General features: G+C 70.0%; 15 protein-coding genes and 1 tRNA gene. 6 read left to right on the top strand and 10 right to left on the bottom strand.

The annotated features are described in order from the left end of the window. Positions 1-50: 50 nt before the first annotated feature. The 5 genes from AC07EG_RS16750 to AC07EG_RS16770 form a co-directional block, all read right to left on the bottom strand. On the bottom strand, positions 51-1007 hold the full coding sequence (locus AC07EG_RS16750) for a Gfo/Idh/MocA family protein (protein WP_478254000.1): 957 nt from the start codon (positions 1005-1007) through the stop codon (positions 51-53). After that, positions 995-2365 carry an NDP-hexose 2,3-dehydratase family protein gene (locus AC07EG_RS16755; protein WP_478254001.1) on the bottom strand — a complete coding sequence of 457 codons (1371 nt, stop codon included), beginning with the start codon at positions 2363-2365 and terminating at the stop codon, positions 995-997. Before AC07EG_RS16755 ends, AC07EG_RS16750 begins: the two co-directional genes overlap by 13 nt. Beyond that, positions 2337-3650, bottom strand: coding sequence for a class I SAM-dependent methyltransferase (locus tag AC07EG_RS16760; protein WP_478254002.1), 1314 nt, complete (start codon positions 3648-3650; stop codon positions 2337-2339). The genes AC07EG_RS16755 and AC07EG_RS16760 overlap by 29 nt, the downstream gene beginning before the upstream one ends. Positions 3651-3782: 132 nt before the next feature. Further along, positions 3783-4388: a dTDP-4-dehydrorhamnose 3,5-epimerase family protein gene (locus AC07EG_RS16765; protein WP_478254003.1), complete on the bottom strand. Its 606-nt coding sequence runs from the start codon at positions 4386-4388 to the stop codon at positions 3783-3785. A gap of 6 nt (positions 4389-4394) precedes the next feature. Further along, positions 4395-5588, bottom strand: coding sequence for a DegT/DnrJ/EryC1/StrS family aminotransferase (locus tag AC07EG_RS16770; RefSeq protein WP_478254004.1), 1194 nt, complete (start codon positions 5586-5588; stop codon positions 4395-4397). Positions 5589-5773: 185 nt separating this feature from the next. Between AC07EG_RS16770 and AC07EG_RS16775 the strand changes: the two genes are divergently transcribed. From AC07EG_RS16775 to AC07EG_RS16790, 4 genes are all read left to right on the top strand, one after another. After that, complete coding sequence (locus tag AC07EG_RS16775) at positions 5774-6505, top strand: class I SAM-dependent DNA methyltransferase (RefSeq protein WP_478254005.1); 732 nt, start codon at positions 5774-5776, stop codon at positions 6503-6505. Positions 6506-6544: 39 nt separating this feature from the next. Beyond that, a complete protein-coding gene (locus AC07EG_RS16780; protein WP_478254006.1) occupies positions 6545-7882 on the top strand; it encodes a nucleotide disphospho-sugar-binding domain-containing protein in 1338 nt (445 codons plus the stop codon). 107 nt (positions 7883-7989) lie between these two features. Further along, the gene (locus tag AC07EG_RS16785; RefSeq protein WP_478254007.1) at positions 7990-8400 is read left to right on the top strand and encodes a VOC family protein; all 411 of its coding nucleotides are present in this window, start codon (positions 7990-7992) and stop codon (positions 8398-8400) included. 21 nt (positions 8401-8421) lie between these two features. Further along, complete coding sequence (locus tag AC07EG_RS16790; RefSeq protein WP_478254008.1) at positions 8422-8847, top strand: helix-turn-helix transcriptional regulator; 426 nt, start codon at positions 8422-8424, stop codon at positions 8845-8847. A gap of 5 nt (positions 8848-8852) precedes the next feature. Here AC07EG_RS16790 and AC07EG_RS16795 read toward each other — a convergent pair. Then, positions 8853-8926 (bottom strand) — tRNA-Leu (locus AC07EG_RS16795). A gap of 110 nt (positions 8927-9036) precedes the next feature. Here AC07EG_RS16795 and AC07EG_RS16800 point away from each other — a divergent pair. Next, complete coding sequence (locus tag AC07EG_RS16800; protein ID WP_478254009.1) at positions 9037-9258, top strand: DUF3618 domain-containing protein; 222 nt, start codon at positions 9037-9039, stop codon at positions 9256-9258. Between the two features lie 255 nt (positions 9259-9513). On the opposite strand, the gene AC07EG_RS16805 is transcribed toward AC07EG_RS16800, so the two are convergent. Together AC07EG_RS16805 and AC07EG_RS16810 are read right to left on the bottom strand one after the other, a co-directional pair. Then, on the bottom strand, positions 9514-9894 hold the full coding sequence (locus AC07EG_RS16805; RefSeq protein ID WP_478254010.1) for a hypothetical protein: 381 nt from the start codon (positions 9892-9894) through the stop codon (positions 9514-9516). A gap of 140 nt (positions 9895-10034) precedes the next feature. Further along, a complete protein-coding gene (locus AC07EG_RS16810) occupies positions 10035-10646 on the bottom strand; it encodes a TetR/AcrR family transcriptional regulator (protein ID WP_478254011.1) in 612 nt (203 codons plus the stop codon). Positions 10647-10735: 89 nt separating this feature from the next. Here AC07EG_RS16810 and AC07EG_RS16815 point away from each other — a divergent pair, with 89 nt between their 5' ends. Continuing rightward, positions 10736-12214: a flavin-containing monooxygenase gene (locus AC07EG_RS16815; protein ID WP_478254012.1), complete on the top strand. Its 1479-nt coding sequence runs from the start codon at positions 10736-10738 to the stop codon at positions 12212-12214. Between the two features lie 55 nt (positions 12215-12269). Here the strand turns inward: AC07EG_RS16815 and AC07EG_RS16820 are convergent, their stop codons facing one another. Continuing rightward, positions 12270-12743 carry a helix-turn-helix domain-containing protein gene (locus tag AC07EG_RS16820; protein WP_478254013.1) on the bottom strand — a complete coding sequence of 158 codons (474 nt, stop codon included), beginning with the start codon at positions 12741-12743 and terminating at the stop codon, positions 12270-12272. Between the two features lie 190 nt (positions 12744-12933). Further along, positions 12934-14595 carry an LCP family protein gene (locus AC07EG_RS16825; RefSeq protein ID WP_478254014.1) on the bottom strand — a complete coding sequence of 554 codons (1662 nt, stop codon included), beginning with the start codon at positions 14593-14595 and terminating at the stop codon, positions 12934-12936. Between the last annotated feature and the right edge of the window lie 118 nt (positions 14596-14713).

Raw genomic sequence — 14713 nt, forward strand, 5'->3', positions numbered from 1 at the left:
CCCCAGGTCAAGGCATCTTTCCCGCCTTGACCTGGGGGTCTTCGCCGTAGTCACACTAAAAAATCGGGGTGGAGCCCCCCAAAAACCCTTCCAGCCGCCCGGACAAGGCGGTCACGCGTCCGAGCGTCACTGAGCAAGGGGAAATCGAACTCCCGCGAACCCGAATGCACCGCCTCCAGCACCGCGGCGAGGAACAACTCCATGCTGTCCGCCGCCGCCACCCTCCGCGTCGAATGACGACCGTCGACTTCGATGTGGAGGTCGACGGTGAGGTCCGGCGGCGCGGAGAACGGCCTGGGGACATCGACGGCGACGCCGGGCCCGAGCAGCTGCAGGGCGTTGCGGTAGTGCGTGGTGAAGCCGAACTGCCCGACGATGGTCCGGCCACCGGGGTAACCGGCCAGCACGCTGTAGGCCAGCTCCAGGCCGTCCGCGGTGCGGTCGCCCACGATGACGTGCACGTCGTCCGGTTCGGCGTCCCACAGGACCCGGCCCAGCGACGCGAAGTACGGGCCGGTGTCGAGGAAGGCGCCGCCGCCCGAGGACCGGTCGTGCCGGAAGTCCTCCGGCGGCACGGGCGGGGTGAACACCGCGACGGCCTTGGTGATGTCCTTGGTCAGGTCCGGTGAGAACACCGGGTGGAACGAGTAGTTCGTGGCCTCGGCCAGCACCCGTCCCCGGGCCCGGGCCAGCGCGACCAGCTCCTCGGCCGTGCCCAGGGTCAGGAAGGCGGGCTTGTCCACCACGACGTGGTGGCCCCGCCGCAACGCGTGCCGCGCCACCTCGGCGTGCGTGCTGTTGACCGTCGAGACGTAGACCAGCGCGGGCTCCGTGTCGTCCAGCGCCGCGCGCCAGTCGGTGTGCCGACGCCCCGGCCCGGGCAGGTCACCACCGTGCGCGCTGGCGACGTCCACGACCTCGATGCCGTCGAGCGCGGACGCCGCGGGCAGCACCCGCCGCCGGGCGAACCGCGAGAGGCCGACGAGCAGGAGCCTCACAACAGGCACGCCATCAGGCTGCGGGCTTCGACGTTGAGGTAGTAGCCCGACTGCATCAGCCGCCCGAGCAGGCCGAGCGTCATCCACCGGTAGTTCTCCGGCGCCTCGACGTGGTGGTCCTCGGGGATCTCGAGCACCAGGTGCTCGGTGTCGGCGCGGTGGAACCGGCCGCCGTCCTCGGACTGCACCGACTTCAGCCGCACCTGCCCGACCGCCGAGTCCAGGTACTCCACCAGCGGCGGCAGGTCGCGTGCGTCGCGGCAGTACCCCGGGGCCAGCTGGATGGACGCGCCGAGTTCGAGCCGGTCGGTCGACCCCGGCTGGATCATCGCCTGGGTCAGGAACCGCAGCACGCCGTTCTGCCGCTGGCACAGGAAGGCGACCAGGTTACCCGGCACCGGTTCGAGCATCGGCTGCGACCAGGTGCCGACCTCCCGGCTGGTCGCCTCCACCGACAGCCCGATGATCCGGAAGTACAGGCCGTCGCGGTGCCGGATGCTGCCGCCGTCGGCGGCCCAGCCGGTCATCTCGGACAGGCCGATCCGCCTGACGTCGAGGGTGTAGGTCTCCTTCTGGTCGATCAGCCACGTCATCGCCTCGGCCAGGTCCGCGTCGGACCGCTGCGCGTTGTGCGAGGCGACGGTCCGCGCGTGGAACCCCTCGGCCGACTGCGGTTCGCGGGCGCCGTCGTAGGAGATGCAGGCCAGCACGGTGCGGGCGTTCATGTTGACGTTGCCGAGCGCGAGCTGCCTGCGCAGCTGGCCGAGCGTGAGCCAGGTGAAGTCGTCGCGCTCCGCGACGTCCTCGTCCGGCGGGACCTCCACGATCATGTTGCGGTTGCGTTTGTACAGGTACCAGGACGCGTGCTCGGACAGCAGCCGGTCCACCAGGATGTGCCCCCGGCTGCCCTTGAGGAAGTACTCCAGGTACGGCGTCGACCGGCCGCCGTGCACCCGCTGGTAGTTGCTCTGCGTGGCCTGCACCGTCGCCGCGTACTGCACCAGCGTGGTGTTGCCCGGCTCCATCTTCACCTGCATCAGGAAGTGGAGGACACCGTCGATCTTCTTCACCAGGATGCCGAGGATGCCGATGTCGGGCTGCACGATGATCGGCTGGCACCACTGCGGGTTCGGCCCGAAGTTGGTCCGCACCGACAGGCCCTCGACGGTGAAGAACCGGCCGGTGGCGTGCTCGAGCCGGTCGTCGAGCCGCCACGTGACCAGCGTGTCCAGCGGGATCTCGTCGACCCGGTAGCTGGAGGCGGTGAACCGCTGCTTGAGGAAGAGGTCCGGGTCCTCCGTCCGCGCGCTGATCGTGGTCAGCGCCGAAGCCAGGAAGTCATCGGCGCGGCCGGCCGAAGTCGACATCGCGGTCCTCTCCCTTCCTCCGCGGCGACGAGACCGCCGACATCGACGGCAGCGGGAAGACCAGCTTGCCGCCGCCCGCCACGTAGTCCCGCTCCCGCTCGACGAACCCGTCGCGGAAGCCCCAGGGCAGCACCAGCAACTGGTCCGGCCGCTGCGCCTTGGCGTCCTCCTCGGAGACGATCGGGATGCCGGTGCCGGGGGTGACGCGGCCGTGCTTCTCGGTGCTGACCTCGCCGATGCACGGCAGGTCGTCGGTGGTGACCCCGCAGTGCTGCAGGATCACGTTCCCCTTGGTCGACGCCCCGTAGCCCAGGGTCAGCTTGCCCGCGGCCTTCGATTCGTCCAGGAAGGACCGCACGTCGACGCGGTGCTGCTCGACGCGGCGGGTGAAGGCTTCGTACGGCGCGTCGGTGTCCAGCGCCAAGGACGCCTCGTACCGCCGGATCCGGTCGATCTGCGGGGTGTCGATCTTGTGCTTGGCCGGGTCCTTCACCAGCGTCACGCACAGGCTGCCGCCGTTGACGTCGGTGACCTCGGCGGTGGCCAGGGTCAGCCCGACCCGGTCGGCCATCCACTCGATCTGGCGCAGGAAGTAGTACTCCAGGTGCTCGTGGCAGATCGCGTCGTAGACCGGTGTCTCCAGCAGCGGGACCGCGTAGCTCATCTCGATCATCCACACGCCGTCGTCGGTGAGGATGTCGTGCACGTCGGACATGAACCCGAGCGGGTCGGGCAGGTCGTAGAACATCGCGATGGAGGTGACGACCTTGGCCTGGCGGGTGCCGAACTGCTCGGCGTAGGCGGCCTTGGTGAAGAAGTCCGGGATCAGGTCGATGTCGGCGGGGTAGTACTCGCGCCACTTCTCGCCGGTCGGGTCCACACCCACCCTGGTCAGCCCCGCGGTGCGGTAGCCCTGCAGCAGCGTCGAGTCGTTGCTGCCGATGTCGAGCACCAGGTCGCCCCGGTCCAGGTCGACCATGCCGGTGAGGACGTCGACCTTGCGGTGCAGGTGGTTGACCATGAACGGGCGGACGCTGGAGCGGTAGCCGTAGTGCTCGCCGTACATCAGCGTCAGGTCGGAGGTGTGCCGCAGCTGGAGCAGCCCGCAACCGGCGGGGCCGCACCGGACCAGCTCCAGCGGCGCGCTCGGCACCACCTGACCCGGCCGGGGGAAGATACCGGTCAACGCCTGGTTCCCCAGGTCAAGCACGGTCAGCAGCTCGGTGTTGCCGCAGATGCGGCACGCGGTGCACTCGACGATGGCCATGTTCTCGGCGATGTTCATGGCGCCTTCCAGGTGACGGCCGATCGAGTTCGGCACCCGACCGGCGGGATGGATCGCACGCGGCTCCCGGAGTTCCCGGCGCGACTCTCTTGGTGAACAGTGTGTGCCCGCGGCGGGCTCGGCAACGTCTCTTCAACTGCGCTCGTGGAGCTCTTCCTCCACGTCCACGCACTCGTAGTAGTTCGGCAGCCAGCCCTGCCGGTGGGCCTCGGCGAGGGTCGGCGCGACCTGGTCCCGCGGGGACAGGATCGGCTCGGCGGGCAGCGGCAGGCCGAGGTCGGGGTCGCGCGGCGACAACGCCAGCTCGTGCTCCGGGACGTACTCGCCGGAGATCATGTAGCTCATCACCGTGTTGTCCTCGAGCGCGACGAACAAGTGCCCGACGCCGACCGGGAAGTACACCGAGCGGAAGTGCAGCGGGTCGACCTCCACGACGTCCCAGCGACCGAACGTGGGCGACCCGACGCGGATGTCCACGACGATGTCGAGGGCCGAGCCCGCCGCGCAGTAGACGTACTTGGCGCAGCCGGGCGGCGTCACGGTGAAGTGGATGCCCCGGACGACGTCCCGGCGGGACCGGCTGTGGTTGGTCTGCGCCACGGTGAACAGCCGCTGGCCGGTCGCCCGCTGGAAGTGCGTCTCCTGGAACGGCGAGACGAACAGCCCGCGGTCGTCGTCGTGGATCGCCTCCGGCGTCAGCTCAAGGGCGCCCGCCACGGCGAGTTCGCGGACCTTCATGTCCGCTCACCCGGCCTCGCGGAGCGCGCGGCGGCCGAGGACCGAGATCAGGCTGCCCGCCACCCGCTCGACCTCGGCGTCGGTCAGCGACTGGTGCAGCGGCAGCAGCAGGGTGATCGCCTCGGCCTCGTCGGTGCCGGGCAGTTCCACCCCGGTGGCGAACAGCGGGACCTTGTGCAGCGGCGGATAGCGGTAGGTGGTGTAGATGCCCAGTTCCAGCAGGTCCTCGGCGACCGCGTTGCGCACGGTCACGTCGTCGAACTGCACCCAGTAGAAGTAGTTCGTCGAGACGTGGCCCTCGGGCGGCTTCGGCGGGCGCCGCAGCCCGGGAACGCCTTCGAGCAGCCGGTCGTACCGGGCCATGATCTCGCCGCGCCGCTGGATGAAGCCGGGCAGCTTGCCGAGCTGGACGCGGCCGATGGCGGCGGTCAGGTCGTTGCCGATCAGCCGCCTGCCGACCTCGTGGATGGTCTGGTCCCACCAGCGCCGCGTGCCGTTGTTCTTCATCGCGGCGAACGCACCCCGGTCGTCGAGACCCTGGTAGGCCAGGCGGTGCGCGCGGCGCGCCAGCTGCGGGTCCCGGACGTAGATCATGCCGCCGTCGCCGGTGGTGATGATCTTGCGCGAGTCGAAGCTCCAGATGGCGATGTCGCCGAAGGTCCCGCAGGCCCGGCCGTCGATGCTCGACCCGACGGCGCAGGCGGCGTCCTCGATGAACGGGATGCCGCGTTCCTGGCACAGCTTCGCGATCTCGGCGATGTCGCCGGGCTGGCCGCCGTAGTGCAGCAGCATGACCGCCTTCGTCCGCGGGGTCAGCACCGCCCGCACGTCGTCGACGGTCGGGTTGAGGGTGCGCGGGCGGACGTCGCAGAAGACCGGGGTGGCGCCGGCGGCGGCGACGCAGTGGCCGTTGGCCGGGAAGCTCACCGACGGGAAGACGACTTCGTCACCGGGACCGATGTTCAGCAGTTCCATCGCCAGGTGCAGGCCGGCGGTGGCGGAGTTGATGAACAGCACCGTCTCCGCCGGCACGCCGAGGTGGTCGGCGAACTCCTGCTCGAAGGCCTTGGTCTGCGGGCCGTACCCCAGCCACTGGCTGTCGAACACCTCCGCGACGGCAGCCAGTTCCTCGGCTCCGACCTGCGGCTGAAACATGTTGATCATTTCGTGCGCCCCTTCACGCGGGTCACCCCTGTCCACCGATCGATGTTGGCACGACGGGCGCCGGCGGCCTTCCTTTGTCCTGCGCACCTGTGCCGGCCGACCACGCGCCGGCGCGACGGGCGCAAGCCAGGAGACGCGGCGGCCCGCCCGGCGGCGTGACGCTGGCACGGCCGACCTGACGGCAAACCGGGGTGCGGCCCCGGTCTGGAGGAGGAGCGCGGATGGATTACGACCCGGAGCACGCCGAACTCTACGAACTGGTCTTCCACAGTCGCGGCAAGGACTTCGAGGCCGAGACCGAGAAGCACACCCAGTTGATCCGGTCCCGGTTCCCCGCGGCGAAGAGCGTGCTGGACGTCGCCTGCGGTACCGGCGCCCACCTGGCCGCGTTCGCGAAGAGGTTCGACCACGTCGAGGGCGTCGAACTGACGCCGGCCATGCGCGACGTGGCGACCACCCGGCTCTCGCCGTCCGCCGTCCACCTCGGCAACATGGTGAACTTCGACCTCGGCCGCACCTTCGACGCGGTCACCTGCCTCGGCAACGCGATCGGCGAGGTCGGCTCCGCCGAGGAGGTGGCGGCCACGGTCGCCAGGATGGCCGCGCACACCGTGCCGGGCGGCGTGGTGGTCGTCGAGCCGTGGTGGTTCCCCGAACTGTTCATCGACGGCTACATCGGCAGCCACCTGGCCGAGGAGGACGGCCGCGTGGTGGCCCGCGTCAGCCACTCCACCGTGCACGAGGGCCGCAGCCGCATCGCCTTCGAGGCGATCGTGGCCGACTCCGACGGCATCCGGAAGTTCTCCTCCGTGCTGTCGGTCGGCCTGTTCACCCGCGAGGAGTACGAGTCGGCCTTCGAACGGGCCGGCTGCACCGTCGAGTTCGTTCCCGCCCTGCGCCTGGGTGACGGACGGGCCACCAGTCCCGGCATCTTCGTCGGCGTCCGCAAGTGACACCTGCCAGCCGTCCAATCACGTTGAGGAGAAGTTCCGATGCGAGTCCTCGTGACAGGTTTTCCGCATGTCACCCACCTGAACCACCTCATCCCGCACGCCCAGGCGCTGCAGGCCGAGGGGCACGAGGTCGTCGTGGCCTGCCCGCCCGGAGCCGAGGAGCAGATCGTCGCCGCGGGCCTGCCCGCGATCAAGACCGGTGAGCCGGAGCCGCATTCGCTGCAGAACTGGGCGAAGTACGGCCTGCTGCCCAGCCCGGAGGAGATGGAGGAGCTGGCGGCCAAGCTCGACCTCAGCGGCGACGAGCGGGACAACTGGGACGCCTACTACCAGTTCTTCCTGTTCTCCGCCCGGTACTACCTGCCGCCGGAGCCGCGTGAGGACATCGACAACCTGATCGCCTTCGCCAAGGAATGGCAGCCGGACCTGGTGCTGTGGGAGTCCTGGTTCCCGTGCGGCGGGATCGTCGCCAAGGCCGCGGGCGCGGCGTCGGGCCGCGTGCTCAACGGCCCGGACTACGGTGGCTGGGCGATCGAGAAGTTCGCCGAGCGGCGGGCCGAAGGGCACGAGACCCCGGAGAACCCGCTGGCGATCTCGCTGCGCGCGCTGGCCGACCGGCACGGCGTCTCCGTCACCGACGACGTGCTGCTCGGGCACTTCACCGTCGACGCGATCCCGGCCGCGTCGATGCGCCTGTCGAAGAACATCACCACCGTGCCCGTCCGCTGGGTCCCCTACAACGGCGGCGCGGTGCTGCCGGAGTGGCTGCACGAGCGTCCCCAGCGGCCGCGCGTCGCGCTGACCGTCGGTGTCTCGACCCGGGCCTACCACGAGGGCGTCGACCTCATCCCCAAGGTCTTCGAGGCGATCAAGGGCCTGGACATCGAGGTCATCGGCACGTTCAACGACAACCAGCTGGTCGGTGCGCCACCGGTGCCGGAGAACCTGCGCGTCGTCGACTACGTGCCGCTGACCAGCCTGCTGCCGACCTGCGTCGCGGCCATCCACCACGGCGGCAGCGGCTCGTTCGTGGCCACCCTCGCCGCCGGCATCCCGCACGTCATCGCCGACACCGAAGAACCGCAGCGGATGGTCTTCAGCGGCGAGGGCGAGTCGATCTCGGTCACCGTCACCGAGCGCAGCGTCGACGCGTGGCTCACCGCGCGGCTGGTCAAGGAGACCGGTGCGGGTGTGCAGATCAACCGCATCACCCAGTCCGCCGAGGAGATCCGCGCCGCGCTGGTCGCGGTGCTGGAGGACCCGTCCTACGCCGCCGCGGCCAAGGCCATGCACGACGCGTGGCTGGCCCGGCCGACCCCGGCCGGCATCATCCCGGAACTGGAGAAGCTGGCCGAGTTCCACCGCTCCGCTCGCTGACCGGCGCACCACGCCCCGGACCGCGGCGCGGCTCCGGGGCGTGGTGCCGGGTGACCGATCAGGAATCGAGAAGCACGCCCGCCGGCTCTGCTCGTAGCGTCTTCGGCATGGACCTGACCATCAACGCCAGCTTCCTGCCGCACGACGACGCGGAAGCCGCACTGGGCTTCTACCGCGACATCCTGGGCTTCGAGGTCCGCAAGGACGTCGGTTACCAAGGGATGCGGTGGCTGACCGTGGGGCCGCCGGGGCAGCCGGACACCTCGATCGTGCTGCACCCGCCCGCCGTCGACCCCGGGATCACCGAGGACGAGCGCCGCACCATCGTGGAGATGATGGCGAAGGGCACCTACGGGGGTGTGGTGCTGGCCACCAAGAACGTCGACGCGGTGTTCGCCGAACTGCAGGGCACCGGCGCGGAGATCGTGCAGGAGCCGGCCGACCAGCCGTACGGCATCCGCGACTGCGCCGTGCGCGACCCGGCGGGGAACATGGTGCGGATCCAGGAAACCGCCTGATCCTGTGGCACGATTCCGCAGGTGAGCAAGCCGGCCGCGGAACAGCGCCTCAGCGACCTGGCACGGCTGCGCCGCGTCCGCGATCGGATCGATCGGGAATACGCGCAGCCGCTGGACGTCGAGGCGCTCGCCCGCGGGGTCAACGTGTCGGCGGGGCACCTGAGCCGCCAGTTCCGCCTCGCCTACGGGGAGTCGCCGTACGGCTATCTCATGACGCGCCGCATCGAGCGGGCGATGGCCCTGCTGCGGCGGGGGGACCTGAGCGTCACCGAGGTGTGCTTCACCGTGGGCTGCTCGTCGCTGGGCACCTTCAGCACGCGCTTCACCGAACTGGTCGGCGTGCCGCCGAGCGTCTACCGCCGCCGGGAAGCCGAAGCCACCGCCGGCCTCCCGTCCTGCGTGGCGAAGCAGGTCACCAGACCGGTGCGCCACCGCGACGCGCCCTGACGGGGTGGGCCCGGTGAGACTCGAACTCACACTGGCACGGACCTAAACCGTGTGCCTCTGCCAATTGGGCTACGGGCCCCGCTCGCGCGGTTGCAGCCTAGCGCCCGGCCCCGGCGGGTCGGATCGGCGGGCGGAGGGGCGGTGATCTAACGTTGGGGCCGGCGACAGGCTGCCTGGCGAGGAGGACCCGTGGCGCGCGACCCGGAGACCATTGAGCGTGAGATCGAGAAGGCGCGGGACGCGCTGGCGTCCACCTTGGACGAACTCAGCGTCAAGGCGAACCCCAAGCGGCTCGCGGACTCCGCGAAGACCAGCGTGCTGGCCAAGCTGAGCGAACCCAAGGTCAAGTACCCGCTGATCGGCGCCGGTGTGCTGATCGGCGTGCTGCTGCTGCGCAAGCTGGTCCGCTAGCTCAAGGGAGCTTCGCCGCTCGCCCGCTGTGGGCAGCCCTCGCCGGGGCTCAGGCTTGGGTGCTCGGTCTGGCCGCCGCGCGAGCCGTGTCGCTCACTGCTCGGCTGATCTCTCGCCGCAGGCAGGTTTAGCGGGCGTCGGGCTTGGCCTTGTGAGCGCGGGAGTCGGCCGCTTGTCGCGGCCGGGCTTCGCCGGTTTCCAGACCTGGCCTTCGCGCGAGTGGGAGCCTCTTCCTCGATCGCGCCCGGCGGGTGCTTACGCTTGAGCGACCGGCTTGACCTCAGCCGCGGCGGGCGTCTCGTCCGGCGCCTCGATCGGTTCCCCGAGATCGGTGAACACCCCGGTGGCCGGGTCGTCGATCGCTTCCTGCAGTTCGGACTTCGCCGGTGGCTCGTCGTCCGTGCGGGTCAGGCGTGCGCTCATGTACGCGTGCGTGAACTCCAGTGCGCTGCCGTTGAGCAGGTGCACCACGGTCGCCTTGGCACCCGCGGCGAGCTTCTCCACCAGCTGGTCCGCCCGGTCCCGCGCGGCGATGATGCCGGGCGCCCTGCCGGTCAGGGTCTCGTCGGGACCGCTGACGGTGACCGCCCAGTCGTCTTGCTCCGGCGTGTAGGTCGCCGTGATGGTCACCGCCATCCGCCCACCCCTCCTCGTGCTGACACCCCGTTCGGGGAATAGCCCATTGTAGTTCCGTGAACGGTTCTATCGATACCGCACGAACGACCCTGTGTCACAGCTAACCAGCAAAAAGCTACACACCGTAGTTGGTTGCTGGCTCAACTGACAACACGATCGTGCAATCCGCCCCACAGCAGGTCCATCGCGTAGCCGGTGACCACCTCGGGGGTGATGTCGTCGTGCCGCTCGCTCCAGATCGCCAGCCGTTCGCAGGCGCCCACCACGAACTCCGCCGACGCCTCCACCTGCCGGGGTGAGGCGGTGCTGAAGTAACCGGCCATCAGCGCCGCGATCAGATCGGTCTGCTGCCGCCGCGTGGCCTCGATGCCGTCGGCCGCCGGGGTCCCGATCAACGCCATCTCGTGGCGCAGCAGCGACCACGACTGCCGCCGCTCGCGGATGAACACGAAGAAGGCGAGCAGCCCCCGGCGCAACGCGTCCTCGGCGTCGGTGGCCTTCGCGACCGCCTCTTCGGTGGCCGCCCGCAACTCGGTCCGCGCCTGCTCGATGCAGGCCAGGAGCAGGCCCTCCTTGGAGTTGAAGTACTCGTAGAGCATCGGCTTCGACACGCCGACCCGCTCGGCGATCTCGTCCATCGACGCGGCCACGTACCCGCGTTCGGCGAACACCGCCTCGGCCACCTCCACCATCTGGCGTTCGCGCTCGGCCCGGGGCATGCGCTTGCGGCGGGGGGCCTGCTCGGTTGTCATGCGCCCACTCTACCGACCATCTACCGCCGGTAACCTACTCCGAGTAAGATGGACTCCGGGTAACAGTAAAACGGCGTGGAGGACAGGGCATGAACCAGCGCGACGAAACCGGTGTGCTGATCATCGGAACCGGCTTCTCGGGCCTCGGGATGGCCGCGAAGCTCCGCAAGCAGGGGCGGAGCGACTTCGTCATCCTGGAGAAGGCGCAGGAGGTCGGCGGCACCTGGCGCGACAACACCTACCCCGGCTGCGCGTGCGACATCCAGTCGCACATGTACTCCTTCTCCTTCGAGCAGAACCCGTCGTGGTCGCGGGCCTTCTCGCCCCAGCCGGAGATCTGGGACTACCTGCGCGGGTTCGCCCGCAAGTACGACCTGTACTCCTACGTCCGCTTCGGCCAGGAGATGACCGGCGCCCGCTGGGACGCCGACGAGCAGCGCTGGCACGTGACCACCAAGGCCGGGGACGAGTTCGTCGCGCGCTTCCTGGTCGCCGGGGTGGGCGCGCTGCACCTGCCGCAGATCCCCGAACTGCCCGGCATCGACCGGTTCGAGGGCCGGGCCTTCCACTCCGCCGAGTGGGACCACGACTACGACCTGCGCGGCAAGCGCGTCGCGGTGGTCGGCACCGGGGCCAGCGCGATCCAGTTCGTGCCGAAGATCGCCGAGCAGACCGCCGCGGTGCACCTGTTCCAGCGCACACCGCCGTGGATCATGCCCAAGCCCGACCACGAGATGCCGGAGTGGTCGAAGAAGCTGTTCGCGCGGATCCCCGGGGTGCAGCGCCTCTACCGGGCCCTGCTCTACTGGGTGCTCGAAGTGCGCGCGCTCGGCTTCAACGGCCGCCCGTGGCTGATGAAGCTGGCGCAGCGCCTGGCGAAGGCCCAGATCAACAAGGCGATCAAGGACCCGGAGCTGCGGCGCAAGGTCACCCCGGACTACACGCTCGGCTGCAAGCGCGTGCTGATCTCCAACGACTACTACCCGGCGCTCAACCGGGACGACGTCGAGGTGGTCACCGACGGCATCGCCGAGGTCAAGGCGCACAGCGTGGTGGACGGCGCGGGGGTGGAGCGCGAGGTCGACGCGATCATCTACGGCACCGGCTTCCACGTCACCGACGCCTTCGACGACCTGGACATCACCGGCGTCGACGGCCGCCAGCTCAACAAGGAGTGGGCCGCCGAGGGCATGCGGACCCACCTCGGCATCACCGTGGCCGGCTTCCCGAACCTGTTCTTCCTGCTCGGCCCGAACACCGGGCTGGGGCACAACTCGGTGGTGTTCATGATCGAGTCGCAGACCGAGTACATCGCCGACGCGATCCGGCTGGTGGAGCGGACCCGCTCGGGCGCGATCGAGCCGAGGCAGTCGGTGCAGGACCGGTTCAACACCGAGATCCAGCGACAGCTGGAGCGCGGCATCTGGACCCAGGGCGGCTGCAAGAGCTGGTACCTCGACGCCCAGGGCGTCAACCGGACCATCTGGCCGGGCTTCACCTGGCGCTACTGGCAGCGCACCCGCAAGGTCGACCCGGCGGACTTCCAGCTGGTCGGCCGGAGCCGGTGAGGTCGCTCAAAAGCGACCTCACCGCCTCGGCGGAGCCGAGGCAAACGGAGCCGGCTCAACCGCTCGGCGGGGCGGACAGCGTGCGCAGCCTGCCCAGCAGGTCGGCGGCGCCGAGGCCGCACAACGCGGCCAGCTGCTTGATCGCCGCCTCGTCGAGCTGGACCTCGCGGGCCGAGTTGCCGTGGTTGAGCCTGCCCTCGGCCCAGCGGCGCAGCGGCAGCAGCTCCGGTTGCGTGTCGGCGACGACCTGGCGCAGGTCCAGCCGCACGCGGCCGGGCTCGTCGGTGAACACCCGGCGGTGCACGCGGGCGAGCAGGTCCTGCGGCAGCTCGTCCATGGCCAGGCACAGTTCGACCAGCCGCACCACCGAGCACTGCCGGGTGCCGAGTTCGTAGGTGGCCAGCGTCTGCAGCGAGATGTCGCTCTGCAGGTGCGAGTTCAGCTCCTTGCGCGTCCAGCCACGCCGTCGCCGGAGCTTGCGGAGCTCCTCACCGAGGACCCGTTGGTAGATGTCTCCGTCGATCCTCACTCCGCGTCCCCTGCCTCGACCGCGTGCCTGACCGCATCCCGGTGCCGACGCCCCCGTTGGAATGCGAGCTGTGTTCACGGTTATGTAAGTCGGCCGCAGGCCATCTCTTACGCGGAATCGGCCGGGTGTTTTCGAGCCGATACTAATTCCACTCCGATCGGTGTAGCAGATTAGGCCGAACGGCGTAGGTCTAGTTGACGCAAGTGACGCCGTCGGCCTTGATCGGTTGCTCGGCGCTGCCGTCCGGTTGCGCTGTGGTCTGCTGCGGCTGGGGTGCGCTGAACTGCCGCGCGGGGGCCGGACCGGCCGCCTGTGAGCCGGTGCCCGCGCCCGAGTAGTCGCTGCCGACGTAGACGGTCACGTGCCCGGCTGCCACGGTCGGGTCCTCTTCGGCGCTGAGCTGACCACCGAGCGCATCCGCCACCGACTGCCCGGCGTCCCGCGCGCCGGTGCCGTAGCGGACCACGCTGGTCTTGCGCGGGGAGGCGTTGGAGGTCTCGCCCGCGGTGAAGCCCTGGCCGGTGAGCGCCTCGGAAACCTTCGCCGCCAGCCCGGTCACGCCGGAGGCGTTGCGCACGTCCACGGTGGTCCTGGCGTTGTCCGCGGGCGGTGGCGCCTGCTGCTGCCCGGGGTCCTGCGGCCCGGCCAGGCCCTGCACGAACTTCTTCACCTCGCCGGGGTCGACCTGGATGGCCGTGCCGTCGTTCGGGGTGGCGTAGTCCATGTTGACCACCGGGATGGTGCGGAACTCCAGCTGCCCGCCGGTCAGCCCCTTCATCTGCTGGGCGAAGGCGACGATGTCCCAGCCCTGGTTCAGCACCACCGACTTCTGCAGCGCGCCGGCCAGGTCGTTCAGCTTCACCGGATCGGCCAGCGTGCCGGCGGAGAGCACCTTGCGGGCCAGACCGGCCATGAACACCTGCTGGCGGACCACCCGGTCGAGGTCACCGCGCGGCAGGCCGTGCCGCTGGCGGACGAAGGCCAGCGCGTCCGCGCCGGAGACCGACTGCGGGCCCTTCTCGAAGTCCGCGCCGGAGAACTGGTCCTTGACCGCCTGGTTCAGGCAGACGTCCACGCCGCCGATGGCGGTGGTCACGTCGTGGAAGCCGAGCAGGTTGATCGAGGCGTAGTTGTCGATCTTCGAGCCGGTCAGCTTCTCCACGGTGGCGACCAGGGTTTTCGCGCCCTCCTGGTTGCTGCGGAGTTCGAGCTGCTGCGGGTCGGTGACGCCCTCGCTCTCCAGCTTGCGGCGCGAGTCGGTCTTCGCGCGGGCGTACGCCGAATTGATCTTGTGCTTGCCGTAGCCGCCGGGGATGTCCACGTAGGAGTCGCGCGGCAGGGAGATGGCCACCGCCTTGCTGCCGTCGTTCGGGATGTGCACGAAGATCAGCGTGTCGGTGTTCAGCTCGCCGTCGGCGGCCCCGGCCCGCAGCTGCGCCAGCACCTCCTTCGGCAGCGGGTTGCCCTGCGCGTCGGTCCGGCTGTCCATGCCGACCAGCAGGATGTCCCGCGCGCCGTCGGCCGGCTTGTCGCCGCCCGAGTCATCGGCGAGCACGTCGGTGGTGGTCAGGCCGTTGACCAGGCCCTGCATCGCCGCCCACGCGTACCCGGTCACGCTCATCACCAGCAGCGACACCATCGCCACCGCGATCTTCACCCCGCGACGGCCCCCGCCGGCCGGCGGGGGTGGCGGGGTGGCGCGGCGGGGCTCGGGCCGCCGGGCAGGCGGGCGCCGGGGTGGCTGGTCGCGGGCGGAAGGAGCCGGGCGGGGACGCCGGGTGCCGGGGGAGTCGTCCTGCCATGGCCGGGCGGGCCGGCGTGCCCCTCGGTCCCTTCGCGGCGGGTGCTCCAACTCGGACAGCTCCTCGGTCTGCTTGCCTTCTCAAGGTAGGACGTACGGGTCCGGCACATGGTTGTGCCAGCGAAGCTTCAGCGTGGCACATCACCGCCGAACTCGCGCCACAGCTCCC

The organism is Amycolatopsis sp. NPDC045836 (assembly GCF_056431745.1).

What these genes read in the sequence shown, in the direction of transcription:
- AC07EG_RS16755 (WP_478254001.1), bottom strand. Translation starts at nt 2,365, where the DNA reads ATGTCGACTTCGGCCGGCCGCGCCGATGACTTCCTGGCTTCGGCGCTG.
- AC07EG_RS16760 (WP_478254002.1), bottom strand. Translation starts at nt 3,650, where the DNA reads ATGAACATCGCCGAGAACATGGCCATCGTCGAGTGCACCGCGTGCCGC.
- AC07EG_RS16765 (WP_478254003.1), bottom strand. Translation starts at nt 4,388, where the DNA reads ATGAAGGTCCGCGAACTCGCCGTGGCGGGCGCCCTTGAGCTGACGCCG.
- AC07EG_RS16775 (WP_478254005.1), top strand. Translation starts at nt 5,774, where the DNA reads ATGGATTACGACCCGGAGCACGCCGAACTCTACGAACTGGTCTTCCAC.
- AC07EG_RS16780 (WP_478254006.1), top strand. Translation starts at nt 6,545, where the DNA reads ATGCGAGTCCTCGTGACAGGTTTTCCGCATGTCACCCACCTGAACCAC.
- AC07EG_RS16785 (WP_478254007.1), top strand. Translation starts at nt 7,990, where the DNA reads ATGGACCTGACCATCAACGCCAGCTTCCTGCCGCACGACGACGCGGAA.
- AC07EG_RS16805 (WP_478254010.1), bottom strand. Translation starts at nt 9,894, where the DNA reads ATGGCGGTGACCATCACGGCGACCTACACGCCGGAGCAAGACGACTGG.
- AC07EG_RS16810 (WP_478254011.1), bottom strand. Translation starts at nt 10,646, where the DNA reads ATGACAACCGAGCAGGCCCCCCGCCGCAAGCGCATGCCCCGGGCCGAG.
- AC07EG_RS16815 (WP_478254012.1), top strand. Translation starts at nt 10,736, where the DNA reads ATGAACCAGCGCGACGAAACCGGTGTGCTGATCATCGGAACCGGCTTC.